27 protein-coding genes are annotated in these 25,850 nt (G+C 72.3%); 26 read left to right on the forward strand and 1 reads right to left on the reverse strand.

Translation table 11 applies throughout. The annotated features are described in order from the left end of the window. Window positions 1–91 precede the first annotated feature (91 nt). The 10 genes from carA to JT362_RS09080 all read left to right on the forward strand — a co-directional run bounded on the left by carA (window position 92) and on the right by JT362_RS09080 (window position 11,829). Window positions 92–1,213, forward strand: coding sequence for a glutamine-hydrolyzing carbamoyl-phosphate synthase small subunit (gene carA / locus JT362_RS09035; RefSeq protein WP_260190618.1), 1,122 nt, complete (start codon window positions 92–94; stop codon window positions 1,211–1,213). Beyond that, window positions 1,197–4,511 carry a carbamoyl-phosphate synthase large subunit gene (gene carB, locus JT362_RS09040; protein WP_260190619.1) on the forward strand — a complete coding sequence of 1,105 codons (3,315 nt, stop codon included), beginning with the start codon at window positions 1,197–1,199 and terminating at the stop codon, window positions 4,509–4,511. Before carA ends, carB begins: the two co-directional genes overlap by 17 nt. Further along, on the forward strand, window positions 4,508–5,341 hold the full coding sequence (gene pyrF / locus JT362_RS09045; protein ID WP_260190620.1) for an orotidine-5'-phosphate decarboxylase: 834 nt from the start codon (window positions 4,508–4,510) through the stop codon (window positions 5,339–5,341). Before carB ends, pyrF begins: the two co-directional genes overlap by 4 nt. A gap of 385 nt (window positions 5,342–5,726) precedes the next feature. After that, window positions 5,727–6,044 carry an integration host factor, actinobacterial type gene (mihF, locus tag JT362_RS09050; RefSeq protein ID WP_260190621.1) on the forward strand — a complete coding sequence of 106 codons (318 nt, stop codon included), beginning with the start codon at window positions 5,727–5,729 and terminating at the stop codon, window positions 6,042–6,044. 8 nt (window positions 6,045–6,052) lie between these two features. Next, entirely contained in the window at window positions 6,053–6,649 is a 597-nt protein-coding gene (gene gmk / locus JT362_RS09055; protein ID WP_260190622.1) for a guanylate kinase, read from the forward strand. Further along, window positions 6,646–6,936, forward strand: coding sequence for a DNA-directed RNA polymerase subunit omega (gene rpoZ, locus JT362_RS09060; RefSeq protein WP_075123567.1), 291 nt, complete (start codon window positions 6,646–6,648; stop codon window positions 6,934–6,936). The genes gmk and rpoZ overlap by 4 nt, the downstream gene beginning before the upstream one ends. Further along, window positions 6,933–8,174 carry a bifunctional phosphopantothenoylcysteine decarboxylase/phosphopantothenate--cysteine ligase CoaBC gene (coaBC, locus tag JT362_RS09065; protein WP_260190623.1) on the forward strand — a complete coding sequence of 414 codons (1,242 nt, stop codon included), beginning with the start codon at window positions 6,933–6,935 and terminating at the stop codon, window positions 8,172–8,174. The genes rpoZ and coaBC overlap by 4 nt, the downstream gene beginning before the upstream one ends. Before the next feature lie 64 nt (window positions 8,175–8,238). Beyond that, on the forward strand, window positions 8,239–9,441 hold the full coding sequence (metK, locus tag JT362_RS09070) for a methionine adenosyltransferase (protein WP_260190624.1): 1,203 nt from the start codon (window positions 8,239–8,241) through the stop codon (window positions 9,439–9,441). 9 nt (window positions 9,442–9,450) lie between these two features. Further along, on the forward strand, window positions 9,451–9,825 hold the full coding sequence (locus JT362_RS09075) for a DUF5313 family protein (RefSeq protein WP_260190625.1): 375 nt from the start codon (window positions 9,451–9,453) through the stop codon (window positions 9,823–9,825). A gap of 24 nt (window positions 9,826–9,849) precedes the next feature. Then, window positions 9,850–11,829 carry a primosomal protein N' gene (locus JT362_RS09080; RefSeq protein WP_260190626.1) on the forward strand — a complete coding sequence of 660 codons (1,980 nt, stop codon included), beginning with the start codon at window positions 9,850–9,852 and terminating at the stop codon, window positions 11,827–11,829. Here JT362_RS09080 and JT362_RS09085 read toward each other — a convergent pair. Beyond that, window positions 11,826–11,963, reverse strand: a complete 138-nt coding sequence (locus JT362_RS09085) for a hypothetical protein (RefSeq protein ID WP_260190627.1) — start codon at window positions 11,961–11,963, stop codon at window positions 11,826–11,828. The genes JT362_RS09080 and JT362_RS09085 overlap by 4 nt on opposite strands. Before the next feature lie 257 nt (window positions 11,964–12,220). On the opposite strand from JT362_RS09085, the gene def reads away from it, so the two are divergent. The 16 genes from def (at window position 12,221) to JT362_RS09165 (ending at window position 25,835) form a co-directional block, all read left to right on the forward strand. Then, window positions 12,221–12,769 (forward strand): peptide deformylase, encoded by a 549-nt coding sequence (def, locus tag JT362_RS09090; RefSeq protein ID WP_260190628.1) that lies wholly within the window; start codon window positions 12,221–12,223, stop codon window positions 12,767–12,769. 2 nt (window positions 12,770–12,771) lie between these two features. After that, entirely contained in the window at window positions 12,772–13,698 is a 927-nt protein-coding gene (gene fmt, locus JT362_RS09095) for a methionyl-tRNA formyltransferase (protein ID WP_260190629.1), read from the forward strand. Continuing rightward, complete coding sequence (locus JT362_RS09100; protein WP_260190630.1) at window positions 13,695–15,134, forward strand: RsmB/NOP family class I SAM-dependent RNA methyltransferase; 1,440 nt, start codon at window positions 13,695–13,697, stop codon at window positions 15,132–15,134. The genes fmt and JT362_RS09100 overlap by 4 nt, the downstream gene beginning before the upstream one ends. Continuing rightward, complete coding sequence (locus JT362_RS09105) at window positions 15,131–16,111, forward strand: asparaginase (RefSeq protein WP_260190631.1); 981 nt, start codon at window positions 15,131–15,133, stop codon at window positions 16,109–16,111. Before JT362_RS09100 ends, JT362_RS09105 begins: the two co-directional genes overlap by 4 nt. 75 nt (window positions 16,112–16,186) lie before the next feature. Continuing rightward, window positions 16,187–16,834 carry a ribulose-phosphate 3-epimerase gene (gene rpe, locus JT362_RS09110; protein WP_260191030.1) on the forward strand — a complete coding sequence of 216 codons (648 nt, stop codon included), beginning with the start codon at window positions 16,187–16,189 and terminating at the stop codon, window positions 16,832–16,834. Beyond that, window positions 16,835–17,467, forward strand: coding sequence for a riboflavin synthase (locus tag JT362_RS09115; protein WP_260190632.1), 633 nt, complete (start codon window positions 16,835–16,837; stop codon window positions 17,465–17,467). It begins immediately after the preceding gene. 15 nt (window positions 17,468–17,482) lie between these two features. Continuing rightward, entirely contained in the window at window positions 17,483–18,718 is a 1,236-nt protein-coding gene (locus JT362_RS09120; protein WP_260190633.1) for a bifunctional 3,4-dihydroxy-2-butanone-4-phosphate synthase/GTP cyclohydrolase II, read from the forward strand. A gap of 73 nt (window positions 18,719–18,791) precedes the next feature. Beyond that, window positions 18,792–19,289: a 6,7-dimethyl-8-ribityllumazine synthase gene (gene ribH / locus JT362_RS09125; protein WP_260190634.1), complete on the forward strand. Its 498-nt coding sequence runs from the start codon at window positions 18,792–18,794 to the stop codon at window positions 19,287–19,289. Continuing rightward, entirely contained in the window at window positions 19,286–19,729 is a 444-nt protein-coding gene (locus tag JT362_RS09130; protein ID WP_260190635.1) for a PH domain-containing protein, read from the forward strand. The genes ribH and JT362_RS09130 overlap by 4 nt, the downstream gene beginning before the upstream one ends. Before the next feature lie 30 nt (window positions 19,730–19,759). Then, window positions 19,760–19,972 (forward strand): ribbon-helix-helix domain-containing protein, encoded by a 213-nt coding sequence (locus JT362_RS09135; RefSeq protein WP_260190636.1) that lies wholly within the window; start codon window positions 19,760–19,762, stop codon window positions 19,970–19,972. Beyond that, window positions 19,969–20,316: a type II toxin-antitoxin system PemK/MazF family toxin gene (locus JT362_RS09140; RefSeq protein ID WP_260190637.1), complete on the forward strand. Its 348-nt coding sequence runs from the start codon at window positions 19,969–19,971 to the stop codon at window positions 20,314–20,316. The genes JT362_RS09135 and JT362_RS09140 overlap by 4 nt, the downstream gene beginning before the upstream one ends. Before the next feature lie 96 nt (window positions 20,317–20,412). Beyond that, complete coding sequence (locus tag JT362_RS09145) at window positions 20,413–20,865, forward strand: Rieske (2Fe-2S) protein (protein WP_260190638.1); 453 nt, start codon at window positions 20,413–20,415, stop codon at window positions 20,863–20,865. A gap of 112 nt (window positions 20,866–20,977) precedes the next feature. Then, window positions 20,978–22,009, forward strand: a complete 1,032-nt coding sequence (locus tag JT362_RS09150) for a GDSL-type esterase/lipase family protein (protein ID WP_260190639.1) — start codon at window positions 20,978–20,980, stop codon at window positions 22,007–22,009. Window positions 22,010–22,072: 63 nt separating this feature from the next. Beyond that, window positions 22,073–24,013, forward strand: coding sequence for an excinuclease ABC subunit UvrC (gene uvrC / locus JT362_RS09155; RefSeq protein WP_260190640.1), 1,941 nt, complete (start codon window positions 22,073–22,075; stop codon window positions 24,011–24,013). After that, on the forward strand, window positions 24,010–24,891 hold the full coding sequence (gene rapZ, locus JT362_RS09160) for an RNase adapter RapZ (RefSeq protein WP_260190641.1): 882 nt from the start codon (window positions 24,010–24,012) through the stop codon (window positions 24,889–24,891). The genes uvrC and rapZ overlap by 4 nt, the downstream gene beginning before the upstream one ends. After that, window positions 24,888–25,835: a gluconeogenesis factor YvcK family protein gene (locus tag JT362_RS09165; RefSeq protein ID WP_260190642.1), complete on the forward strand. Its 948-nt coding sequence runs from the start codon at window positions 24,888–24,890 to the stop codon at window positions 25,833–25,835. Before rapZ ends, JT362_RS09165 begins: the two co-directional genes overlap by 4 nt. Window positions 25,836–25,850: the final 15 nt, after the last annotated feature.

Here is a 25,850-nt window from a genome sequence, read left to right on the forward strand (position 1 = left end):
TCGCCGGCTGGACTGAGGAGCGCGCGCAGGCGCGTCAGCGCGGAGCACGCGACGAGGGAAGCCGGCGAGTAGCGGAGGAACGGAGCGAACCATGAATGCTGCCCTGGTACTCGAGGACGGGCGGGTGTTCCGCGGGGAGGCGTTCGGCGCCACCGGGAGCACGCTCGGCGAGGTCGTCTTCTGCACCGGCATGACCGGGTACCAGGAGACGCTGACCGACCCGTCGTACCACCGGCAGATCGTCGTCGCGACCGCCCCGCAGATCGGCAACACCGGCTGGAACGACGAGGACGACGAGTCCCGCCGGATCTGGGTCGCCGGGTACGTCGTCCGCGACCCCGCCCGCGTCCCGTCCAACTGGCGCTCCCGCCGGCCACTCGACGACGCGCTCGCCGAGCAGGGGATCGTCGGCATCGCCGGGGTCGACACCCGGTCGCTGACCCGGCACCTCCGCGAGCGCGGCGCCATGCGCGGCGGCGTCTTCTCCGGCGACGACCTCGCCGACACCCGCACCATGGTCGACCGGGTGCTCGCCAGCCCCCGGATGGCCGGCGCCGACCTCGCCGGGCAGGTCACCACCGACGCCGACTACGTGATCCCGGCCGACGGCGAGCGCCGCTACCGGGTCGCCGCCCTCGACCTCGGCATCAAGACCAACACCCCGCGCATGATGGCCGCCCGCGGCATCGAGACCCACGTCCTGCCGGTCACCGCCACCGTGGACGACATCCTCGCGGTCGAGCCGGACGGGGTGTTCCTCGCCAACGGCCCCGGCGACCCGGCCACCGCCGACGGGCCGGTCGCCCTGGCCCGCGGCGTACTGGAGCGCCGGATCCCGCTGTTCGGCATCTGCTTCGGGCACCAGATCCTCGGTCGCGCGCTCGGCAAGGGCACCTACAAGCTGCGCTACGGCCACCGCGGCATCAACATCCCGGTCATCGACGTGGACACCGGCCGGGTCGCGATCACCTCGCAGAACCACGGGTTCGCGCTCGACGGCGAGCCGGGGGAGCGGTTCGACACCCCGTTCGGCGCCGCGAAGATCAGCCACTACTGCCCCAACGACGGCTGCGTCGAGGGCGTGCGGGCGCTGGACGTGCCCGCCTTCTCCGTGCAGTACCACCCCGAGGCCGCCGCCGGCCCGCACGACGCCGCCCCCCTGTTCGACGAGTTCGTCTCCCTGATGGAGGACACCGATGCCCAGAAGGGATGACCTCGAGCACGTCCTGGTGATCGGGTCCGGCCCGATCGTCATCGGGCAGGCCTGCGAGTTCGACTACTCCGGCACCCAGGCCTGCCGGGTGCTGCGCGCGGAGGGCCTGCGGGTCAGCCTGGTCAACTCGAACCCGGCGACGATCATGACCGACCCGGAGTTCGCCGACGCCACCTACATCGAGCCGATCACCGCGGACTTCGTGGAGAAGGTGATCGCCAAGGAGCGCCCCGACGCGCTGCTCGCCACCCTCGGCGGGCAGACCGCGCTGAACACCGCGGTCGCCCTGCACGAGCGCGGCGTCCTCGAGAAGTACGGCGTCGAGCTGATCGGCGCCGACATCGACGCCATCCAGCGCGGCGAGGACCGGCAGCGGTTCAAGGACATCTGTGCGAGCGTCGGCGCGGAGACCCCGCGCAGCGCCGTGTGCCACTCGATGGACGAGGTCCGCCGGACCGTCGACGAGCTGGGGTTGCCGGTGGTCATCCGGCCCTCGTTCACCATGGGCGGGCTCGGCTCGGGCATGGCGCACACCCAGGAGGACCTGGAGCGGATGGCCTCCTCGGGCCTCACCGAGAGCCCGGTGCACGAGGTGCTCATCGAGGAGAGCGTGCTCGGCTGGAAGGAGTACGAGCTCGAGCTGATGCGCGACCGGCACGACAACGTCGTGGTCATCTGCTCGATCGAGAACATCGACCCGATGGGCGTGCACACCGGCGACTCGGTGACCGTCGCCCCAGCCATGACGCTCACCGACCGCGAGTACCAGCACATGCGCGACGTCGGCATCGACGTGCTGCGCGAGGTCGGCGTGGACACCGGCGGCTGCAACATCCAGTTCGCGGTGCATCCGGAGACCGGGCGGCTGGTCGTGATCGAGATGAACCCGCGCGTGTCGCGGTCCTCCGCGCTCGCCTCGAAGGCCACCGGGTTCCCCATCGCCAAGATCGCGGCGAAGCTCGCCATCGGCTACACCCTCGACGAGATCCGCAACGACATCACCGGCGAGACCCCCGCGTCGTTCGAGCCGACGCTGGACTACGTCGTGGTGAAGGTGCCCCGGTTCGCCTTCGAGAAGTTCCCCGGTGCCGACCCGACGCTGACCACCACGATGAAGTCGGTCGGCGAGGCCATGTCGCTCGGCCGCAACTTCGTCGAGGCGCTCGGCAAGGCCCTGCGCTCGATGGAGACCAAGGCGGGCGGCTTCTGGACCACCCCCGACCCGGACCCGGTGACCGTCGAGGGCGTGCTGGAGGCCCTGCGCGTGCCGCACGACGGCCGGCTCTACTCGGTCGAACGGGCGCTGCGGCTCGGGGTGAGCGTGGCCGAGGTCAGCGCAGCCTCCGGCATCGACCCGTGGTTCGTCGACCAGATCGCCTCGCTGGTCGAGCTGCGGGCGGAGATCATCGCCGCGCCGGTGCTCGACGGGACCCTGCTGCGCCGGGCCAAGCGGGCCGGCTGCTCGGACCGGCAGATCGCGGCGCTGCGCCCGGAGCTGGCCGGCGAGGACGGCGTGCGCGCGCTGCGGCACCGGCTCGGCGTCCGGCCGGTGTTCAAGACCGTCGACACCTGTGCCGCCGAGTTCGCCGCGCGCACCCCGTACCACTACTCGGCCTACGAGCTGGACCCCGACGCGGAGTCCGAGGTGGGCGAGCAGCGCGAGCGACCCAAGGTGCTGATCCTGGGCTCGGGCCCGAACCGGATCGGGCAGGGCATCGAGTTCGACTACTCCTGCGTGCACGCGGCGATGGCGCTGCGCGACGCCGGCTACGAGACCGTGATGGTCAACTGCAACCCGGAGACCGTGTCGACCGACTACGACACCTCCGACCGGCTGTACTTCGAGCCGCTGACGTTCGAGGACGTGCTGGAGGTCGTGCACGCCGAGCGCCAGTCCGGCACGGTCGCCGGCGTGATCGTGCAACTCGGCGGCCAGACGCCGCTGGGGCTCGCGCGCCGGCTCACCGAGGCAGGCGTCCCGGTCGTCGGCACCCCGGCGGAGGCCATCCACCTGGCCGAGGACCGCGGCTCGTTCGGCGAGGTGCTGACCACCGCGGGCCTGCCGGCGCCGAAGTTCGGGGTGGCGACGTCGTTCGCCGCGGCCAAGCGGATCGCCGACGAGATCGGCTACCCGGTCCTGGTCCGGCCGTCGTACGTGCTCGGCGGGCGCGGCATGGAGATCGTCTACGACGAGGCGTCGCTCGCCGGGTACATCGCCCGCGCCACCGAGGTGACCCCGGAGCACCCGGTGCTGGTCGACCGGTTCCTCGACGACGCGATCGAGATCGACGTGGACGCCCTGTGCGACGGCGAGGAGGTGTTCCTCGGCGGCGTGATGGAGCACATCGAGGAGGCCGGCATCCATTCCGGCGACTCGTCGTGCGCGCTGCCGCCGATCACGCTCGGCCGCACCGACCTGGGAGCGATCCGCCGCTCGACGGCCGCGATCGCCGCCGGTATCGGGGTGCGCGGGCTGCTGAACGTGCAGTACGCGCTCAAGGACGACGTGCTCTACGTGCTGGAGGCGAACCCGAGGGCGTCGCGGACCGTGCCGTTCGTGTCGAAGACGACGGCCGTGCCGCTGGCTAAGGCGGCCGCGCGGATCATGCTCGGCGCGTCGATCGCCGACCTGCGGGCCGAGGGCCTGCTCCCGGCGGCGGGCGACGGTGGCGAGCTGCCGCCAACGTCGCCGGTCGCGGTCAAGGAGGCCGTGCTGCCGTTCCACCGGTTCCGCACGCCGGAGGGGCACGGGGTCGACTCGCTGCTCGGGCCGGAGATGAAGTCGACCGGCGAGGTGATGGGCATCGACGCCTCGTTCGGCAAGGCCTTCGCGAAGTCGCAGACCGCCTCGTACGGCTCGCTGCCGACGTCCGGGCGGGTGTTCGTGTCGGTGGCGAACCGGGACAAGCGGGCGATGGTGTTCCCGGTGAAGCGCCTGGCCGACCTGGGCTTCGAGATCCTGGCGACCGCCGGCACGGCCGAGGTGCTGCGGCGCAACGGCATCCCGTGCACCGAGGTGCGCAAGCACTTCGAGACCCCGCGCGACGCCGAGCCGAACATCGTGGAGATCATCCGCGACGGCGGCGTCGACATGGTGATCAACACGCCGTACGGCAACCCGGCGCCCCGGGTGGACGGCTACGAGATCCGGACCGCGGCGGTGTCCCGCGACATCCCGTGCGTGACCACGATCCAGGGCGCGGCCGCCGCGGTGCACGGCATCGAGGCCCTGATCCGGGGGGACATCGGGGTGGAGTCGCTCCAGTCGCTGCAGGCGGCGTTGCGGAGCACCCGGTGAGCGCGTCGTTCGGCGCCCGGCTGACGACGGCGGTCTCGCTGCGCGGGCCGCTGTGCGTCGGCGTCGACCCGCACCCCGCGCTGCTCGACGCCTGGGGCCTGCCGGCCACCGCCGCCGGGCTGGAGCGGTTCGCGCTCACCTGTGTGGAGGCGCTCGCCGGCGAGGTGGCGGTGCTCAAGCCGCAGTCGGCGTTCTTCGAGGCGTACGGCTCGGCCGGCGTCGCCGTGCTCGAGCGCCTGATCGCGGAGGCGCGGGCGGCCGGGGCGCTCGTGCTGCTGGACGTCAAGCGCGGGGACATCGGCTCCACGATGGCCGCCTACGCCGAGGCCTACCTCGCCGACGGCTCCCCGCTCGCGGCCGACGCGGTCACCCTGTCGCCGTTCCTGGGCTTCGGCTCGCTCGCACCCGCCGTCGACCTCGCCGAGCGGACCGGGCGCGGCGTGTTCGTGCTCGCGCTGACCTCCAACCCCGAGGGCGCGGCGGTGCAGCGCGCCGAGGCGGGCGGCCGGTCCGTGGCCCAGGCGATGGTCGACGAGGCCGCCGCCCGGAACGCCGGGGCGAGCCCGCTCGGGCACGTCGGCCTGGTCGTCGGCGCCACGGTCGGCAGCACCGACCTGGACCTGTCCGGCCTGCACGGCGCGATCCTGGCCCCCGGCTTCGGCGCTCAGGGCGCCACGGTGGCCGACCTCAGCCGCGTCTTCGGGCCCAGCCCGCGGCACGTCCTGCCGTCCTCGTCGCGGGAGATCCTGCGGCACGGCCCGGACGTCACCGCGCTGCGCGCCGCCGCGCTGCGGATGCGAGACTCGCTCGCCGTCGCCCACCTGCACTGACCGCGCGTATTCGCAGGTCGGTCAATCGGCGGGCGGTCGGTTGTGTGCGCCGGTCGGCGGTTGTGTTAGCCCGGGCTGAAGCGAGATGCCGCGTGTCCGGTGAGAAAGCGCTCTTAACGCATTGTCCGATCTGAATTGCGCAATTTTCTGTATGGGTTCGTCGAACCGATTCGGACACCCCCTGTAGCGGAAACCACCCAAATGATCAAGCTCCACCTCAGGGTTACCCCAGGTCCGGGCACTGACTGTTACAGAGAGTAGAGATTCGCTGCAAAAAGCACTACGGTGCGCACTAAGGTGGACCCGCGTTGTCGCGACCGCTCCGACCTCGGTAACGTCGCGGCACCGATCCACAGACAACACCCCACCCCCACCGGAGGAAATCGTGGCCCTTCCCCAGCTGACCGAGGAGCAGCGGGCCGCAGCGTTGCAGAAGGCGGCTGCCGCCCGTCGCGCCCGAGCTGAGCTCAAGGAGCGCCTGAAGCGCGGCGGTACCACCCTCAAGGACGTGCTCGCCCAAGCTGACAAAGACGAGGTCCTGGGCAAGATGAAGGTCACCGCCCTGCTCGAGGCCCTGCCGGGCGTCGGGAAGGTGCGTGCCCAGCAGATCATCGAGCGACTGGAGATCGCCCCGAGCCGCCGCCTGCGCGGACTGGGCGAGCGCCAGCGCAAGGCGCTGCTCGCCGAGTTCAGCGGCGAGTGAGTGGCTGCGTGAACGACACCCGGAGGGGTCGGCTGGTTGTTCTGGCCGGCCCCTCCGGCGTCGGCAAGAGCAGTGTGGTGCGCGAGCTGCGCACCCTTTATCCCGACCTGTGGTTCAGCGTCTCCGCGACCACCCGCGAGCAGCGACCCGGCGAGGTCGACGGGGTGGACTACCGTTTCGTCACCGCGGCCGAGTTCGACCGGATGATCGCCGAAGGCGAGCTGCTGGAGTGGGCGAGCATCCACCGCGGCATCCACCGCTCCGGCACCCCGCGCGCGCCGATCGAGCAGCGCCTGGCCGCCGGGCTGCCCGCGCTGGTCGAGGTCGACCTGCAGGGTGCCCGCGAGCTGCGGCGCACCATGCCGGAGGCGTTCCTCGTGTTCCTCTGCCCGCCGAGCTGGGAGGCGCTGGTCGAGCGGCTGACCGGCCGCGGCACCGAGCCGCCGGAGGTCGTCGAGCGCCGGCTGCGCACCGCCAAGGAGGAACTCGCCGCCCGCGACGAGTTCGACGCGGTCGTGGTGAACACCGACGTGCGGGCCACCGCCGAGGACTTGCTAACCTTGGTACTTGACAAATCGTCTGACCAGCTGGAGAAGCACGAGTGATCACCCCCACCGAGTTGGGCGCACTGGGTGACCCGACGAGCCCGCAGCTCGAAGGCATCACCAACCCCCCGATCGACGACCTGCTCGACAAGGTCAGCTCGAAGTACGCGCTCGTGATCTACGCGGCCAAGCGTGCCCGCCAGATCAACGACTACTACGCACAGCTCGGCGAGGGCCTGCTGGAGTACGTCGGCCCGCTGGTGGAGCCCGGTCCCCGGGAGAAGCCGCTGTCCATCGCGCTCCGCGAGATCCACGCCGGCCTGCTCGAGCACACCGAGGGCGAGTGACCGACCGCGATCACCGTCCCCGCGTCGTGCTCGGCGTGGGCGGCGGTATCGCGGCCTACAAGGCCTGCGAGGTCCTCCGGCGGCTGACCGAGTCCGGGCACGACGTCCGGGTGGTCCCCACCGAGTCCGCGCTGCGGTTCGTCGGCGCCGCCACCTTCGAGGCGCTGTCCGGCAACCCCGTGCACACCGAGGTCTTCGCCGACGTGCCCGACGTGCCGCACGTGCGGCTCGGGCAGGAGGCCGACCTCGTCCTGGTCGTCCCGGCCACCGCGAACCTGCTGGCCAAGGCCGCCAACGGGCTGGCCGACGACCTGCTCACCAACACCCTGCTGACCGCGCGCTGCCCGGTGCTGATGGTCCCGGCCATGCACACCGAGATGTGGGAGCACGCCGCGACCAGGGACAACGTCACCACCCTCCGCCGGCGCGGCGTCGTCGTCGCCGAACCGGCGAGCGGACGGCTCACCGGCGCGGACACCGGCAAGGGACGGCTGCCCGACCCGGCCGAGATCGTCGACCTCGCCCGGCTGCTGCTCGGCCGCCCCGACGCGCTCCCGCGCGACCTCGATGGCCGGCGGGTCGTCGTCTCCGCGGGCGGCACTCGAGAGCCGCTCGACCCGGTCCGCTATCTCGGCAACCGGTCCTCCGGCAAGCAGGGCTACGCGCTGGCCCGCACCGCCGTGCAGCGCGGCGCCCAGGTCACCCTGGTCGCCGCCGCCACGATCGCGCTGCCGGAGGTCGCCGGCGCCGAGCTGGTGACGGTCGGCACGGCCCAGGACATGCGGGCCGCGGTGCGGCAGGCCGCGGTGGGCGCCGACGTCGTCGTGATGGCCGCCGCGGTGGCCGACTTCCGGCCGACCGACCGGGCCGAGTACAAGATCAAGAAGACCGACCGCGAACCCGATCCGATCGGACTCACCCGCAACCCCGACATCCTCGCCGAACTGGTCCAGGCCCGCGCCGACGGCCAGATCGGCGCCCAGGTCATCGTGGGTTTCGCGGCCGAGACGGGGGACAGCGCGGGGGACGTGCTCGAGCACGCGCGAGCGAAGCTCAAGCGCAAGGGCTGCGACCTGCTGGTGGTGAACGCCGTCGGCGAGGGCAAGGCCTTCGAGGTGGAGGACAACTCCGGCTGGCTACTATCGGCCGACGGGTCGGAACGGGCTGTCGCGTTGAGTAGCAAGTCGCACATGGCGTCCGATATCTGGGACGCGGTAGTGCCACTCATCCAGGCGTGAGTCGTTCTCCAGATCCATCAGTACGCTTTGACCTAAACCACGCGAGCAACTGGGTAGGTATGACGTGACTAAGTCCGCGAGCAGGCTGTTCACCAGCGAATCGGTGACCGAAGGACACCCGGACAAGATCTGTGACGCGATCAGCGACTCGATCCTGGACGCGCTCCTGGCCAAGGATCCGCGGTCGCGCGTCGCGGTGGAGACCATGGTCACCACCGGCCAGGTGCACGTCGCGGGTGAGGTGACCACCGAGGCCTACGCCGACATCCCCTCGCTGGTCCGCGACACCATCCTCAACATCGGCTACGACTCGTCCGCCAAGGGCTTCGACGGCAACTCCTGCGGCGTCAACATCGCGATCGGCTCGCAGTCGCCGGACATCGCGCAGGGCGTCGACACCGCCTACGAGCAGCGCGTGGAGAACGAGGAGGACGAGATCGCCAGGCAGGGCGCCGGCGACCAGGGTCTGATGTTCGGCTACGCCTGCACCGACACCCCCGAGCTGATGCCGCTGCCGATCGCGCTGGCGCACCGGCTGTCCAAGCGGCTCACCGACGTGCGCAAGAACGGCGCCCTGCCGTACCTGCGTCCGGACGGCAAGACCCAGGTCACCATCGAGTACGCCGGCGACCAGGCCGTGCGGCTGGACACCGTGGTCGTGTCCTCGCAGCACGCCGATGGCATCGACCTGGAGAAGCTGCTCACCGTCGACGTGCTGGAGCAGGTCGTGCGGCCGGAACTGGAGGGCCTGGAGCTCGACACCGAGAACGTGCGCCTGCTGGTCAACCCGACCGGTCGGTTCGTCGTCGGTGGCCCGATGGGTGACGCGGGCCTGACCGGCCGCAAGATCATCGTCGACACCTACGGCGGCATGTCCCGGCACGGTGGTGGCGCGTTCTCCGGCAAGGACCCGTCGAAGGTCGACCGCTCGGCCGCGTACGCGATGCGCTGGGTGGCGAAGAACGCGATCGCCGCCGGCCTCGCCACCCGCATCGAGGTCCAGGTCGCCTACGCGATCGGCAAGGCCGCCCCGGTCGGCCTGTTCGTCGAGACCTTCGGCACCGAGACCGTCGACCCGACCAAGATCCAGCAGGCGATCAGCCAGGTGTTCGACCTGCGCCCGGCCGCGATCATCCGCGACCTGGACCTGCTGCGCCCGATCTACGCGCAGACCGCCGCGTACGGCCACTTCGGCCGTCCGGAGCTGGACCTGCCGTGGGAGCGCACCGACCGGGCCGAGCAGCTGAAGTCCCTGGCCGGCGCCTAGACTGCACAGGTGCGTCCGAGCCCGGTCAAGTGGTTGTGGTACGCGGTCGGCGGAACGCTGCCGGCCGCGTACCAGCAGTGGGTCCTCTACGACCTGACCTGCCGTACGTGGGTGTGGCGGCACCTCGCGCGGGTCCAGGTGATGTTGAGCGTGTGGTTGCTGGCCCTGCTCGTGCCGGGGCCGCTGGAGCTGCGCGTCTCGATGGTCATGCTGGGGTACTTCATCTCGCTGTACTTCTCCGTCTCCTTCATGGAGGACGCCTGCGAACGGCGGCTGGTGAAGCACGGCTTCCCCGCGGGGCTCAACCGGACCATCCGTGAGGAGTCCACGGTGGACCAGCGGGCCGAGCTGGCGGCCGCGTACACCGCGTACTACAGCCGCTAGTCCTTTGTGGAACGATCTGGCCGCATGAGCGGCGCGCGCAAGGGGGAACCCACTCCGGCGGCCTCGGCGCCGGTCGCGCGGGTGGTCGTCGACGTGCCGCTCGCGCACCTGGACCGGCCGTTCGACTACCTCGTGCCGTCCACTCTGGACGACGACGCCGTGCCCGGCTGCCGGGTCCGGGTGCGGTTCGCCGGCAAGCAGGTCGACGGGTTCCTGCTGTCCCGGACCGACTCAACGGACTTCGGCGGCCGGCTCGGCTACCTCACCAAGGTCGTGTCGCCGGAACCCGTGCTGGCACCCGAGATCGCGACCCTCGCGCGCACGGTCGCCGACCGCTACGCCGGCTCGATGATCGACGTGCTGCGCCTGGCGATCCCGCCCCGGCACGCCAGGGTCGAGGCCGAGGCCCCGCCCGAACCGGCCCCGCCACCGCCGGCGCCGGCCGCCGACGGCTGGCGCCGCTACCCGCGCGGCCCCGCGTTCCTCGACGCCGTGCGCGCCGGCCGGCAGGCGCACGCCGTCTGGCAGGCGTTGCCCGGAGAGAACTGGCCCGCCCGGCTCGCCGAGCTGGCCGCCACGGCCGCCGCGGGTGACCGGGGCGCGGTGCTGGTCGTGCCCGACTACCGCGACGTCGCCCGCCTGCACGCCGCCTGTGTGGCCGTCGCCGGTGAGGACGCCGTCGTCGCGCTGTCCGCCGACGCCGGCCCGGCCAAGCGGTATCGGCGGTGGCTGTCGGTGCTGCGCGGCCGGGCGCGGATCGTCGTCGGCACCAGGGCGAGCGTGTTCGCGCCGGTGCACCGGCCCGGCGTGTTCGTGGTCTGGGACGACGGCGACGACCTGCACGCCGACCCGCACGCGCCGTACCCCCACGTGCGGGACGTGCTGATCCAACGCGCGCACGCGGCCGGCGCGTCGGTCGTGGTCGCCGGGTTCGCCCGCACCGCGGAGGCCCAGCTGCTGGTGGACTCGGGCTGGGCGCCGGAGATCGTGGCTGCCCGGGACGAGCTGCGGGCGGCCGCGCCGAGGGTGGTGGCGCTGGGGGAGACCGACGTCCAGCTGGCCCGCGACCCGGCGGCCCGCGCGGCCAGGATCCCGTCGGTGGCGTTCGACGCGGCCCGCGCCGCGATCAGGGACGGCCGCCCGGTGCTGGTGCAGGTCCCGCGCGGCGGGTACGTGCCCGCGCTGGCCTGCCAGCAGTGCCGCGGCCCGGCCCGCTGCCGCCGCTGCGCCGGCCCGCTCGGGCTGCCGGCCGGGGGCCAGGCCGGGGCGCCGACCTGCCGGTGGTGCGGCGTGCCGGACACCGCGTTCCGCTGCGGTACCTGCGGGTCCCGGCGGCTGCGCGCGATCGTGGTCGGCGCGAAGCGGACCGCCGAGGAACTGGGCCGCGCGTTCGCCGACGTGCCGGTGCTGGGCTCCGGCGCGCGCGAGGTGCTCGCCGAGGTGGCGGCCCGCCCCGCGCTCGTGGTCGCCACTCCCGGTGCGGAGCCGGTGGCCGAGGGCGGCTACGGGGCAGCGCTCCTGCTCGACGGCTGGGCCCTGCTCGGCCGCGCCGACCTGCGCGCGTCCGAGGAGGCGTTGCGGCGGTGGATGCTGGCCGCCGCCCTGGTTCGCTCGCACCGGGACGGCGGCCGGGTGGTGGTGCTCGCGGAGTCGGTGCTGGCGCCCGTGCAGGCCCTGGTCCGCTGGAATCCGGTGTGGCACGCGCGGCAGGAACTGGCCGCGCGCACCGAGCTGGGTTTCCCGCCCTCGGTGCGGATGGCGTCGGTGGACGGTGAGGCGAAGGCCCTGGCCACGTTCCTGGACGAGTTGGAGCTTCCGCCGACCGGCGAGATCCTCGGCCCGGTGCCGCTCGGCCCGGACGAGCGGGAACGCGCCCTGGTCCGCACCACCCGCGCCGAGGGCCGCGCGCTGGCCGCGGCCCTGGCGACCGCCCAGCACGTGCGCACCGCCCGCAAGGAGCCGGATCCGATCCGCGTCCGGCTCGACCCGCTGGAGCTGATCTAGGAGTAGACCAGCGTGGCGGTGGAACCCCCGCCGCCACCGCCGCCGGGCTTGGTGACCACGACGGTCGGGGAGACGATCGCGAAGTGGCCGTCGTGCCAGTCGAGGCTGCCGCCGAGGGAGGTGTTCTCGAGCACCCGCCGGGGACCTGGCGCACCGGGCGGTCCGTACGGCGGCTGGGCGGGCGGGTACCCGGGCGGCTGGTATCCGGGACCTTGCTGACGGGGGTAACCAGACATCTCACGTTCACTTTCCTGGGACGGCGCCGGTCAACGTAGTTCCGTTCCCGGCGCCGAAATGTCCGGTGAACGCCCGACAACCCGCTGGCCTCGGTCGCTCCAGCGGCACTGCCTAGACTGGACAGGCAAGGCTCGTTTCGTTCGTTGGGAGAACAGTGACCGTCCAGCCCATCCGGCTCTTCGGGGACCCCGTGCTGCGCACCCCCGCGGTCGAGGTCGTCGACTTCGACAAGGAGCTGCACAACCTGGTCCGGGACCTCTGGGACACGATGGAGTCCCAGGGCGGCGCCGGGCTGGCCGCGCCGCAGCTCGGGGTGGGGCTGCGCGTGTTCACCTACCACTGCGACGGCGCCGAGGGTCACCTGGTCAACCCCACCTGGGTCGCCACCGACGACGAGACGCAGCTCGGCGAGGAGGGCTGCCTGTCCATCCCCGGCCTGTACTGGGACTGCGTACGCGCCAGGAACGTCGTCGCCCGCGGCTGGAACATGCACGGCGAGCCGGTCCAGGTCGAGGGCACCGACCTGCTCGCCCGCTGCCTGCAGCACGAGACCGACCACCTCGACGGCGTGCTGTTCCTGGACAAGCTCGACGCCGCCACGCGCAAGGCCGCGATGAAGGAGATCCGCCAGGCCGACTGGTTCGAGGGCGCGGTGCCGACGATCAAGCAGAGCCCGCATCCGTTGTTCGGCGGTGCCGTCTGACGATGCGGTTGGTCTTCGCCGGTACCCCCGAGGTCGCGCTGCCGTCGCTGCGGGCCCTGCTCGACAGCGGCCGCCACGACGTGGTCGCCGTGGTCACCCGTCCGGACGCCCCGGCCGGCCGCGGCCGGCGCCTGGTGCGCTCCCCGGTCGGTGCGCTCGCCGACGAGCGCGGCATCGAGGTGCTCACCCCGGCCAAGGCGTCCGACCCCGCGTTCCTCGGCCGGCTGCGGGAGCTCGCGCCGGACTGCTGCCCGGTGGTCGCCTACGGCGCGCTGCTGCCCCAGGCCGCACTCGACATCCCCGAGCACGGCTGGGTGAACTTGCACTTCTCGATCCTGCCCGCGTGGCGCGGCGCCGCCCCGGTGCAGGCCGCCGTCCGGCACGGCGACGAGATCACCGGCGCCACCACGTTCCGGATCGTCAAGGCGATGGACGCCGGCCCGGTGTACGGCGTGCTCACCGAGCCGGTCCGGGATACCGACACCGCGGGCGACCTGCTGACCCGGCTGGCCGACGCCGGTGCCGGACTGCTGGCCTCGACCGTCGACGGGATCGAGGACGGCTCGCTGACCGCGGTCGAGCAGCCGGCCGACGGGGTCAGCTACGCGGCCAAGGTGACCGCCGAGGACGCCCGGCTCGACTTCACCGCGCCGGCGCTCGCGGTCGACCGGCTGGCCCGCGCGGTCACCCCGGAACCCGGCGCGTGGGCGGAGTTCCGCGGCGAGCGGATCAAGCTGGGCCCGGTGCGCCGCACCGACGCCGAGCGGCTGAAGCCGGGCGAGCTGCTGGTGGAGCGCAAACGGGTGCTCGCCGGCACGGCCACCGACCCGGTCGCGCTGGGCGAGGTGCAGGCCCCGGGCAAGAAGCGGATGGCGGCGACCGACTGGGCGCGCGGCGCCCGGGTCGAGCCAGGGGAGCGGCTGACGTGACACAGCAAGGACGGCGCCAGGAGCGGTTCTCCCGCCCGAGAAGCCCGCACCCGCCGAGGCGGCGGAACGGCCCGAGCCGGCCGCCGGTGGAGGACCCGGCCCGGCAGGCGGCGCTGGACACGCTGCGCGAGGTCCGCGCGCGCGACGCCTACGCCAACCTGCTGCTGCCGCAGTTGTTACGGGAGCGGCGGATCACCGGCCGGGACGCCGCGCTCGCCACCGAGCTGACCTACGGCGCCTGCCGCAGCATCGGCCTGCTCGACCAGATCCTCGACGCCTGCCTGGACCGGCCGCTGGCCAAGGTCGAGCCGACGCTGCTCGACGTGCTCCGGCTCGGCACCTACCAGTTGCTCCGCACCCGCATCCCCGCGCACGCCGCGGTCGCCTCCACCGTCGACCTGGTCCGCGGCGAGCAGGGCTCCCGACAGTCCGGGTTCGTCAACGCCGTGCTGCGCAAGGTGTCCGAGCTGGACGAGGACGCCTGGCTGGACCGGCTCGCCCCCGACCCGGACAAGGACCCGATCGGCAACGTCGCCCTGCGGTCCGCGCACCCGCGCTGGGTGGCCCGCGCGTTCGCCGACACCCTCGGCACCACCGGCGACGAGCTGAAAACCGCCCTCGACGCGGACAACGAACGCCCCGCCGTGCACCTGGTCGCCCGGCCGGGCGAGATCACCGCCGAGGAGCTGGCGGCGATGACCGGCGGCGAGGTCGCCCCCTATTCGCCCTACGGCGTGCGGCTGGAGGCGGGCGCGGGCGATCCGGCCGGCCTGGATCCGGTGCGCGAGCGGCTGGCCTCCGTGCAGGACGAGGGCAGCCAGCTGTGCGCGATCGCGCTCACCCGCCCCGGTGTGGAGGGCGGCGACGAGCGCTGGCTCGACCTGTGCGCCGGTCCTGGCGGCAAGTCGGCGCTGCTCGCGGCCGTGCTCGGCATCTCCGGCGGCCGGCTGGACGCGGTGGAGAAGGCCCCGCACCGGGCGCGGCTGGTGGAGCGCTCGACCGAGGGCCTGCCGGTGACCGTGCACGTCGGCGACGGCCGCCAGCCCGCTGCGCTCGGCATGGGGACCGGAACGTTCGACCGGATCCTGGTCGACGCGCCCTGCACGGGTCTCGGCTCGCTGCGCCGCCGCCCGGAGGCGCGCTGGCGCCGCCAGCCCTCCGACGTCGGGGAGCTGACGAAGCTCCAGCGCGAGCTCCTGCTCACCGCGCTCGACCTGGTGCGGCCCGGCGGCGTGGTCGGTTACGTGGTCTGCTCGCCGCACCTGTCCGAGACCATCGGCGTGGTCGCCGACGTGGTCCGCCGCACCGGCGTCACCCCGCTCGACGCCCGCGAGTCGTTCCCCGAGATGCCCGACCTCGGTGCCGGCCCGTACGTGCAGCTGTGGCCGCACCGGCACGGCACCGACGCGATGTTCTGCGCCCTGCTCCGCCGGTGACCCACCTCGCGGTCATCGCCATGGGCGGCACGATCGCCATGGCCCCGAGCGCGTCCGGCGGCATCGTGCCCTCCCTGGGCGCCGACGACCTGGTCGCCGCCGTGCCGGGGCTCGCCGACCTGGGCGTCCCGGTCACCGCGGACACGCTGCGGTCACTGCCCAGCCCGTCGCTCGGGTTCGACGACCTGGTGGCCCTGTCCGACCGGGTCCGCGCCGAGCTCGCCGACGGCGCGGTCGGCGTCGTCGTCACCCACGGCACCGACACCATCGAGGAGACCGCGTTCTTCCTCGACCTCACCGTCGAGTCGGACGCCCCGGTCGTGGTCACCGGCGCCATGCGTCACCCGAACGCCGCCGGCGCGGACGGTCCCGCCAACCTCTACGCCGCCGCCCGGGTCGCCGCCGCGCCCACCGCCCGCGGTATCGGCTCGCTGGTCGTCATGTCCGACGAGATCCACGCCGCCCGGTTCGTCCGCAAGACCCACACGGTCAGCACCGCCGCGTTCGTCTCGCCCGCGTTCGGCCCGATCGGCCTGGTCGTCGAGGGCGATCCCCGGATCCGCGGCGTCGCCCGCACCGGTCTCACCCTCGCCGCCGACCCGCGCACCGCCGACCTGCGGGTGGGCCTGGTCACGGTCGCCCTCGGCGACGACGGCGAGCTGCTCCGCCGGGCAGGCGACGCCCTGGACGGCCTGGTCGTCGCCGGACTCGGCGCCGGGCACGTGCCGGCCAGGATGGTGCCGGTGGTCGCCGACCTGGCGGCCAGGATCCCGGTCGTGCTGTCCTCCCGCACCGGTGCCGGCTCGGTGCTGCGGCAGACCTACGGCTACCCCGGATCCGAGCGTGACCTGCTGGAACGCGGCCTCGTCCAGTCCGGGTTCCTCGACCCGGCCAAGGCCAGGATCCTGCTCCAGCTCCTGCTCGCCAACCATGCCGGTCGCGAGGACATCGCCGCCGCGTTCGATCGGTATCGGTAACCGGTCGAAGTCAGCACGGCGCGAAACACGTGCTCGAGCGTGAGCCAATATGCTCGGGTCGTGCCAGCACAACCCATGATCGCGCCCAGCATCCTCTCCGCCGACTTCGCCCGGTTGGCGGACGAGGTCGATGCCGTGCGCGGTGCGGACTGGCTGCACGTGGACGTGATGGACGCCCACTTCGTGCCCAACCTCACCATCGGCCTCCCCGTGGTCAAGGCGCTGCTGGCCAGCACGGACATCCCGGTCGACTGCCACCTGATGATCGACGACCCGGACCGCTGGGCGATCGACTACGCCGAGGCGGGCGCGCACAACGTCACGGTGCACGTGGAGGCCGCCGACGACCCGGTCAAGCTCGCCGCGAACCTGCGCGCGGCCGGCGCCAAGGCGGGCCTGTCGATCAAGCCGGACACCCCGCTCGAGCCCTACCTGGAATTGCTGACCCACTACGACACGTTGCTGGTGATGTCGGTCGAACCCGGGTTCGGCGGCCAGGAGTTCATGCCCGGCGTGCTGGACAAGGTCCGGGCCGCTCGGCGGCTGGTCGACAGCGGTGAGCTGCGGGTGCTGATCGAGATCGACGGCGGCATCAACGCCGACACGATCGAGCAGGCAGCCGAGGCGGGCGTCGACTGCTTCGTCGCCGGCTCGGCGGTCTACGGTGCCGACGACCCGGCCGAGGCGATCGCCCGGCTGCGGAACAAGGCGGAGGCGAGCTAGGTGTTCACCGGGATCGTGGAGGAGCGCGGCACCGTCGTCGCGGTCGAGGACCTGCCGGACGCGGCGCGGCTCACCGTCGCCGGCCCGCTGGTCACCAGCGACGTCGCCCGCGGTGACTCGATCGCGGTCAACGGCGTCTGCCTGACCGTCGTGGAGGTCGCCGACGGCGCGTTCACCGCCGATGTGATGCGCGAGACCCTGAACCGGTCCAGCCTCGACAAGATCGCCGCCGGTGAGCAGGTGAACCTGGAACGGGCGGCCGAGGTCGGCAAGCGGTTCGGCGGGCACATCGTGCAGGGCCACGTCGACGGCACCGGCGTCATCCGCTCCCGGCAGCCGTCCGAGCACTGGGACGTCGTGCGCATCGGTCTGCCCGCCCACCTGGCCCGCTACCTGGTCGAGAAGGGCTCGATCACCGTGGACGGGGTATCCCTCACCGTGGTCGACGTGAGCGAGGAGGACTTCTCGGTCAGCCTCATCCCGGAGACGCTGCGCGCCACCACGCTCGGCGTCCGGCAGCCGGGCGACCTGGTGAACCTCGAGGTGGACGTGGTCGCCAAGTACGTCGAGAGGTTGACCGCGCCACACTTGCCCGGCGTCCGCAACGAGGCGGAGCACAATGGGCGCACCTAGCGAGCGGGAGACACCATGAGTGACGTCAAGGGGATCGAGCGGGCGGTCGCCGACATCAAGGCGGGTCGCCCGGTGATCGTGGTCGACGACGAGGACCGCGAGAACGAGGGCGACCTGATCTTCGCCGCCGAGAAGGCCACCCCCGAGCTGGTCGCGTTCATGGTCCGCTACACGTCCGGGTACATCTGCGTGCCGCTACCCGAGGCCGACTGCGACCGGCTGGGTCTGCCGCCGATGTTCCACACCAACCAGGACGTGCGCGGCACCGCGTACACGGTGACCGTGGACGCCAAGCACGGCGTGAGCACCGGCATCTCGGCCGCCGACCGCGCGCACACCATCCGCCTGCTCGCCGACGAGAAGTCCACCGCCGACGAGTTCACCCGTCCGGGGCACGTGGTGCCGCTGCGGGCGAAGGAGGGCGGCGTGCTGCGCCGGCCCGGCCACACCGAGGCAGCGATCGACCTGGCGACGATGGCTGGTCTGCGCCCGGCCGGGGTGCTGTGCGAGATCGTGTCGCAGAAGGACGACGGCGACATGGCGCGGCGCGACGAGCTCGAGGTGTTCGCCGCCGAGCACGACCTGGCCATCATCTCCATCGCCGACCTCATCGACTACCGCAGGCGGCACGAGGTGCAGGTCGTGCGGGTCGCGGAGGCCAGGATCCCGACCGCGCACGGCGCGTTCCGCGCGGTCGGCTACGACTCCAAGCTCGACGGCATCGAGCACATCGCCCTGGTCTACGGCGACATCGCCGACGGGGAGAACGTGCTGGTACGGGTGCACTCCGAGTGCCTGACCGGGGACGTGTTCGGCTCGCTGCGCTGCGACTGCGGCCCGCAGCTGGACGCCGCGCTGGCGGCGGTGGCGACCGAGGGCCGAGGCGTGGTGCTCTACATGCGCGGGCACGAGGGCCGGGGGATCGGCCTGATGCACAAGTTGCAGGCCTACCAGCTCCAGGACGCCGGCGCGGACACCGTGGACGCGAACCTGGCGCTCGGCGTGCCGGCGGACTCCCGCGACTACGGCCAGGGCGCGCAGATCCTGTACGACCTCGGCGTGCGGTCGATGCGCCTGCTGACGAACAACCCGGCCAAGCGGATCGGCCTGGACGGCTACGGCCTGACGATCGTCGACCGGGTACCGTTGCCGATCCGCCCGAACGCGGAGAACCTGCGGTACCTGCGCACCAAGCGCGACCGCATGGGCCACGAGCTGGGCGACCTCGACGTGCTGGAGGGGCACCTGTGAGCGGGAGCGCAGCCGCGTGCGACGCGGGAAGACGGCGTGCTAGCGGCGGAGCGGAGCGAACCGGAGCGACACTGTGAGTGGAGAAGGTCGGCCCGAGGTCGAGGTGCCCCGGTGCGAGGGCATCCGGCTCGCCATCGCCGCGACGCGGTGGCACGCCACGATCACCGACACGCTGCTGGAGCGCGCGCTGGCCGCCGCGAAGCAGGCCGGGATCGCGGAGCCGACGGTGGTTCGGGTGCCCGGCGCGGTGGAGCTGCCGGTGGTGTGCCAGGCCCTGGCCAAGCACCACGAGGCCGTGGTGGCGCTGGGCGTGGTGATCCGCGGTGGCACCCCGCACTTCGAGTACGTCTGCGATGCGGTGACCGCGGGTCTCACCCGGGTGTCCCTCGACGAGGGGACGCCGGTTGGCAACGGTGTGCTGACCGTGAACACCGAGGAGCAGGCCCTGGACCGCTGCGGGCTGCCGGACTCGACCGAGGACAAGGGCTTCGAGGCGTGCGTGGCAGCATTGGACACGGCGATGGTCGTCCGGAGCCTGCGCCAGCCGTGGACCGATCGGGGATTCGAGTGAACGTCGTAGCGCGACCGAGGAAGGTGCGGGTGATCGCCGGGATCGTCGCGGTGATCCTGCTCGCGGCGTTCACCGTGGCCGGGCTGCTCATGCTGCGCACCCACACCGGCGCGTACTTCACCCTGTCCGACCAGCTCGCGATGATCGGGATCGGCCTGTTCCTGGCCGCCGGCGCGCTCTGGTTCACCCGCCCCCGCGTGCGCGCGGACGCCGACGGCGTCGAGGTCCGCAACCTGCTCGGCGCCCGGCACTTCCCGTGGACCGAGGTGGAGCAGGTCAGCTTCCCCGACGGGTCCCCCTGGGCCCGCCTCGAACTCCCGCACGACGAGTACGTCCCCGTCGTCGCCATCCAGGCCATCGACGGCGAACACGCGGTCACCGCGATGCGCGAGCTCCGCCGCATCCGCCGCGAGGCGGGCACCCCCGCCGAGCATGGCTAGTCCGGTGCCACCCCGGGTAGCATCGACGGTGTGAAGCTGAGTGTGAGCCTGCCGGCGGAGGACGTGGCCTTCGTCGACGAGTACGTCGAGCGGACCGGGGAGCCGTCGCGGTCGTCGGCCATCCAGCGGGCGATCGCGCTGCTTCGGGTGGCCGAGTTGGAGGACGAGTACGCGCGCGCGTTCGACGAGGTGGACGAGGCCGAGACCGCGGCCTGGGAACGGGCGAGCGGCGACGGCCTGTGAGGCGCGGTGACCTCTACTGGGTCGACCTCGACCCGGTTCGCGGCTCGGAGGCCAACAAGACCCGGCCCGCGGTGATCGTGTCCAACGACGCGGCCAACCGGGCGGCGAAGCGTGCCGGTCGCGGGGTGGTGACCGTCGTGCCGGTGACCTCGAACGTCGGCCGCGTGTACCCGTTCCAGGTGGTGCTGCCGGCCGCGGACTGCGGGCTGGCCGCGGACTCCAAGGCGCAGGCCGAGCAGGTCCGCACGATCGCCACCGACCGGGTCAGGAAACGCATCGGTGCCGTTCCACCGGAGGTGCTGGGCCGGTTGGACGGAGCGCTGCGCATCCATCTGGCCCTGTGAGCCGGCTGAGAAATTCGTTCAGTATTGAACCGTTCGCGGAGCGCGCGCGTTAGGCCCCTTGTATCCGTTCGTCCGGAATGAACGAGGAGGCCCGGTTTGACTGCAGTCGACCCCACCACGAAACCCCGTAGCCGCCGCGACGTGCTCTGCGGCCTGATGGTCGCACTGGTCGCCCCAGGCGCACTGGTCGCCTGTGGGAGCGACGACGCCGGCGGGAACAGCGGAGGCAACGGGGGCAGCGGAGGTAACGGGGGAAGCAGCGGCGGAGCGACGGCGCTCTCCGACATCCCCGACGGCGGCGGCCTCATCGTCGACGGCCCCGACGGCAAGGCGTTGCTCGTCCGCAACGGCAACGAGGTCAAGGCGTTCAACGCCGCGTGCACGCACCAGGGGACGATCGTCGAGGCGCCGCAGGACGGCGTGGCGGTCTGCCGCAACCACGGCAGCGAGTTCGACACGACCACCGGCGAAGCGACGAAGGGTCCCGCCACCGAGCCGCTGCCCGAGATCCCGGTGACCGTCGAGGGAGACCAGGTCACCTTCGCCTGAACGGCCAAACACGAGGGCCATTCGGGTTATAGCCCGGCCGGTTACCGCCTGGTTATGGTGATTCTCACCATATGTGATCAGGCGGTAACCGCCGTGGCTCGGGGAGATGTGGATGCGAGGGCGAAGGATCTTCGGCGTCGGGCTGGCCGCCCTGGTCGCCGGCGGAGTGATCGCGGCCAGTCCGGCCGCCGCCGCACAGGAACAGGACGACCGTCCGACGGCGATCGTGTCGCTCGGCGACAGCGCCATGTCCGGCGAGGGCGCGGGCGACTACGAACGCGGCACCCGCGGCGAGAACGGCAACTGGTGCCACCGCTCGGCGAACGCGATGGTGCACCGCACGTCCCTCGCCGACCACACGATCAACCTCGCCTGCTCCGGGGCCGAGGCCGCCAACGTCTCGCTGGCGGACACCACCCACTACACCGAGGGCTCCCAGGCCCGCCGCCTGATCGACATCGCCCGCGAGTACCGGGTCACCACGGTCCTGGTCCAGGTCGGCGCGAACGACGACCCCGCGTTCGCGGACACGATCCTCGACTGCATCGCCAAGTGGTTCAACCCGTTCGGCGACGGCTGCCGCGAGGACCTGCGCACCGAGTGGCCGCAACGGCTCGCCGCGATGGCGCCGAAGGTCGAGGTCGCCGTCAACGACGTGAAGACCGCCATGTCCCAGGCCGGCTACGCGGCCGGCAGCTACGACCTGGTCCTCACCTCCTACGCCTCCCCGCTGACCGAGCACATGGACGAGATCCTGCACGGCCCCCAGGGCTGCCCGTTCAAGCTCGGCGACGCGCGCTACGGCCGCACCGAGGCCGTGCCGCAACTCGCCGAGGCCCTGCGCGGCGTGGCGAGCCGCACCGGCGTGAAGTTCCTCGACTTCGCCCGCGCCACCGAGGGCCACGAGGCCTGCAGCGGCTACGGCGACTCGTCGACCGAGTGGCAGACCAGGGTGACCGTCGACCCGTGGGCGTGGGTGACCGGCGGCCTGGACGCCATCGGCATCCACATGGCCCAGCAGTCCTTCCACCCGAACGCCAAGGGCCACGGGCAGATGGGCCGCTGCGTGACGGAGTTCGTGAACTCGGGCCGGGGCAGCGCGGCGTGCGTGATCGGCGCCGACGGGAACCTGCACGCGGTCTGACTTCCGTACCTGGCCGCATCGGGTCCGTCCGCGACTGTCGGTGGTCGGTCGTAGGCTGGGTGGGTGGCAGATCCGTCGACATATCGGCCGTCGCCGGGCACGATCCCGGACGCTCCCGGGGTCTACAAGTTCCGTGACCCGTCGGGGCGGGTGATCTATGTCGGCAAGGCCAAGAGCCTGCGCAGCCGGCTGAACTCCTACTTCGCCGACCTCACGCTCCTCCACCCGCGGACCCGCCAGATGGTCACCACGGCGGGCTCCGTGGAGTGGACCGTGGTCGCCACCGAGGTCGAGGCGCTCCAGCTCGAGTACAACTGGATCAAGGAGTTCGACCCGCGCTTCAACGTCCGCTACCGCGACGACAAGTCCTACCCGGTCCTCGCCGTCACCCTGCACGAGGAGTACCCGCGGCTGCACGTCTACCGCGGTCCCCGCCGCAAGGGCGTGCGTTACTTCGGTCCCTACGCCCACGCCTGGGCCATCCGCGAGACCCTCGACCTCCTGCTCCGCGTCTTCCCGGCCCGCACCTGCTCCAAGGGCGTCTTCAAACGCCACGGCCAGATCGGCCGCCCCTGCCTGCTCGGCTACATCGGCAAGTGCTCGGCCCCCTGCGTCGGCCGGGTCAGCGCCGACGAGCACCGCGACATCGTCGACGACTTCTGCGACTTCCTCGCCGGTCACACCGACAAGATGATGCGCCGCCTCGACAAGGAGATGCACGCGGCCTCCGCCGACCTGGAGTTCGAGCGCGCCGCCCGCCTTCGCGACGACCTCGCCGCCCTGCGCCGCGCCATGGAGAAGCAGGCCGTCGTCCTCGGTGACGGCACCGACGCCGACGTCGTCGCGTTCGCCCACGACGACCTCGAGGCCGCCGTCCAGGTGTTCCACGTGCGCGGCGGGCGGGTCCGCGGCCAGCGTGGCTGGGTCGTCGACAAGACCGAGGAGATGGACGAGGCCGGCCTGGTCGACCAGTTCGTCAGCCAGTTCTACGGCAGCCAGGTCGACCTCGCCGAGGAAGGCGACGCCAGCCCGGTACCGCGCGAGCTGCTCGTCCCGGCCCTGCCCGACGACTCCGCCGCCGTCACCGCCTGGCTGACCAGGATGCGCGGCTCCCGCGTCCAGCTCCGCGTCCCGCAGCGCGGCGACAAGCGCGCCCTCATGGACACCGTCGAGCGCAACGCCAAGGAGGCGTTCACCCAGCACAAGCTCCGCCGCGCCGGTGACCTCACCGCCCGCTCGGCCGCGCTCCAGGAACTCCAGGACGCCCTCGGGCTCGACACCGCACCGCTGCGCATCGAGTGCATCGACATCAGCCACATCCAGGGCTCCGACGTCGTCGCCTCGCTCGTCGTGTTCGAGGACGGGCTGCCGCGCAAGTCCGAGTACCGCCGCTTCGCGGTCAAGGAGGCCGCCACCGAGGGCGACGTCGCCTCGATCGCCGAGGTCGTCCGCCGGCGCTTCTACCGGTACCTCAGCGAGACCCGGGAGAACGAGGCCAACCCCGGGATCGACCCGGAGACCGGGCGGCCGAAGAAGTTCGCCTACGCGCCGAACCTGCTGGTCGTCGACGGCGCCGGTCCCCAGGCCAACGCCGCCGCGGACGTGCTCGCCGAGCTGGGCGTCTCCGACGTCGCCGTGATCGGACTCGCCAAGCGGTTGGAGGAGGTGTGGCTGCCGGCCGACCCGGAGCCGACGATCCTCTCCCGCACCAGCGAGGGCCTGTACCTGCTGCAACGCGTCCGTGACGAGGCGCACCGGTTCGCCATCGCCTACCACCGCGGCAAGCGCTCCAAGCGGATGACGACCTCGGCCCTGGACGACATTCCCGGCCTCGGCCAGAACCGCAAGTCGGCGTTGCTCAAACATTTCGGCTCGCTCAAACGGTTACGCCAGGCGAGCGTGGACGACATCAGCGGTGTACCCGGAATCGGCGCGCACACCGCGGCGCTGGTACACAGCGCACTGGCGCAGGAAGCGCCGAAGGAGGGGAGGAGCGAACGATGACCGACAAGGACACCGCAGGAGTCGAGGTCGCGGTGGTGACCGGCCTGTCCGGCGCCGGCCGCAGCACGGCCGCCAAGTGCCTGGAGGACCTGGGCTGGTTCGTGGTGGACAACCTGCCGCCCGAGCTGATCCAGACCATGGTCGAGCTGGGGGCGAAGGCGCAGGGCGCGGTCACCAAGGTGGCCGTGGTGATGGACGTCCGTAGCCGCGCGTTCACCGACGACCTCGCGGCGATCATCAAGGACCTCGACGCCGGCGAGTACAAACCCCGCGTGCTGTTCCTGGAGGCCACCGACGAGGTGCTGGTCCGCCGCTTCGAGCAGGTCCGCCGGGGCCACCCGCTGCAGGGCGACGGGAGGCTGATCGACGGCATCAAGGCCGAGCGTGACCTGCTCGGGCCGCTGCGCGAGACCGCCGACCTGGTCATCGACACCAGCACGCTGTCCGTGCACCAGCTGCGGGCCAACATCGAGGACGCGTTCGGCACCGAGGCCGCCACGCAGACCAGGGTCACCGTGCTGTCCTTCGGCTACAAGTACGGGCTCCCGGTGGACGCCGACCTGGTGATGGACTGCCGCTTCCTGCCGAACCCGTTCTGGATCCCCGAGCTCAAGGACCTCACCGGCAGGGACACCGACGTGCGCAACTACGTGCTCACCCAGGAGGGCGCGGAGGAGTTCCTCGACCGGTACCACGAGCTGCTGCGGCTCATCGGCGCCGGCTACCGGCGCGAGGGCAAGCGGTACCTCACGCTCGCGATCGGCTGCACCGGCGGCAAGCACCGCAGCGTCTGCATCTCCGAGGAGCTGGCGCGGCGGCTCTCCGACGAGGACCGGATGGCCGTCAAGGTCGTGCACCGGGACCTGGGGCGCGAGTGAGGGCGGTCGCGCTCGGGGGAGGGCACGGGCTGCACGTGACGCTGAGCGCGTTGCGCCAGATCACCCCGGACGTGACCGCGGTGGTGACCGTCGCCGACGACGGCGGCTCCTCCGGCCGGCTGCGCCGCGAGCTGGGGCTGCTGCCCCCGGGCGACCTGCGCAAGGCGCTGGCGGCGCTCGCGGGGGAGGAGAGCACGCTCTGGTCGACGGTGTTCCAACACCGGTTCGGGGGAACCGGGGCACTCGCCGGACACGCCGTCGGCAACCTCGTGCTGGCGGGACTACTCGAAGTAATACCCGATCCGGTGATGGCTCTGGAAGAGGCCGCCCGATTGATGGACGTGCGCGGCCGGGTGCTGCCGATGTGCACCGAGCCGCTGGACATCGAGGCGGACGTCGTCGGCCTGGACGAGGACACCACCGCGGTGCGGCGTATCCGCGGCCAGGTCGCGGTCGCCACCACACCCGGCCGGGTGCGGCGGATTCGCCTGCATCCGGCCGGCGATCCGGCGTCGGTGCCGACCGCCTGCCCGGCCGCCGTGGAGGCCGTGCGGGACGCCGACGTGGTGCTGCTCGGACCGGGGTCCTGGTTCACCAGCGTGTTGCCGCACCTGCTGGTCCCGGAGCTGCACGAGGCCCTCATCACGACTACCGCGTCCCGGATAGTGGTACTAAACCTGGTCCCCCAACCGGGGGAGACCGCCGGTTTCTCCCCCGAACGGCACCTGGACGTACTCTGCGAACACGCACCCCGGCTGCGGGTCGACGCGGTGATCGCCGACGCCGACTCGGTGCCGACGCCCGACCGGCTGCGGCGGGCGGCGGAGACGCTGGGCGCGAGCATGCGGTTGGACGGGGTGGCGTCCGCCGATGCCCGTGACCGGCACGACCCGAAGGCGCTCGCGGAGAGCCTCCGGGACGTTCTGGCGGCGGTGCGTGGGTGAAGGGTTGTCGACGGC

Origin of the sequence: Actinophytocola gossypii, from assembly GCF_025165815.1 — a bacterium.
GTDB classification, from domain to species: Bacteria; Actinomycetota; Actinomycetes; order Mycobacteriales; family Pseudonocardiaceae; genus Actinophytocola; species Actinophytocola gossypii.

Excerpts from the sequence above, each read along its gene's own strand:
- JT362_RS09120 (WP_260190633.1), top strand. The coding sequence starts at position 17,483 with ATGAGTGACGTCAAGGGGATCGAGCGGGCGGTCGCCGACATCAAGGCG.
- JT362_RS09150 (WP_260190639.1), top strand. The coding sequence starts at position 20,978 with ATGCGAGGGCGAAGGATCTTCGGCGTCGGGCTGGCCGCCCTGGTCGCC.
- carA (WP_260190618.1), top strand. The coding sequence starts at position 92 with ATGAATGCTGCCCTGGTACTCGAGGACGGGCGGGTGTTCCGCGGGGAG.
- carB (WP_260190619.1), top strand. The coding sequence starts at position 1,197 with ATGCCCAGAAGGGATGACCTCGAGCACGTCCTGGTGATCGGGTCCGGC.
- JT362_RS09080 (WP_260190626.1), top strand. The coding sequence starts at position 9,850 with ATGAGCGGCGCGCGCAAGGGGGAACCCACTCCGGCGGCCTCGGCGCCG.
- fmt (WP_260190629.1), top strand. The coding sequence starts at position 12,772 with ATGCGGTTGGTCTTCGCCGGTACCCCCGAGGTCGCGCTGCCGTCGCTG.
- rapZ (WP_260190641.1), top strand. The coding sequence starts at position 24,010 with ATGACCGACAAGGACACCGCAGGAGTCGAGGTCGCGGTGGTGACCGGC.
- rpe (WP_260191030.1), top strand. The coding sequence starts at position 16,187 with ATGATCGCGCCCAGCATCCTCTCCGCCGACTTCGCCCGGTTGGCGGAC.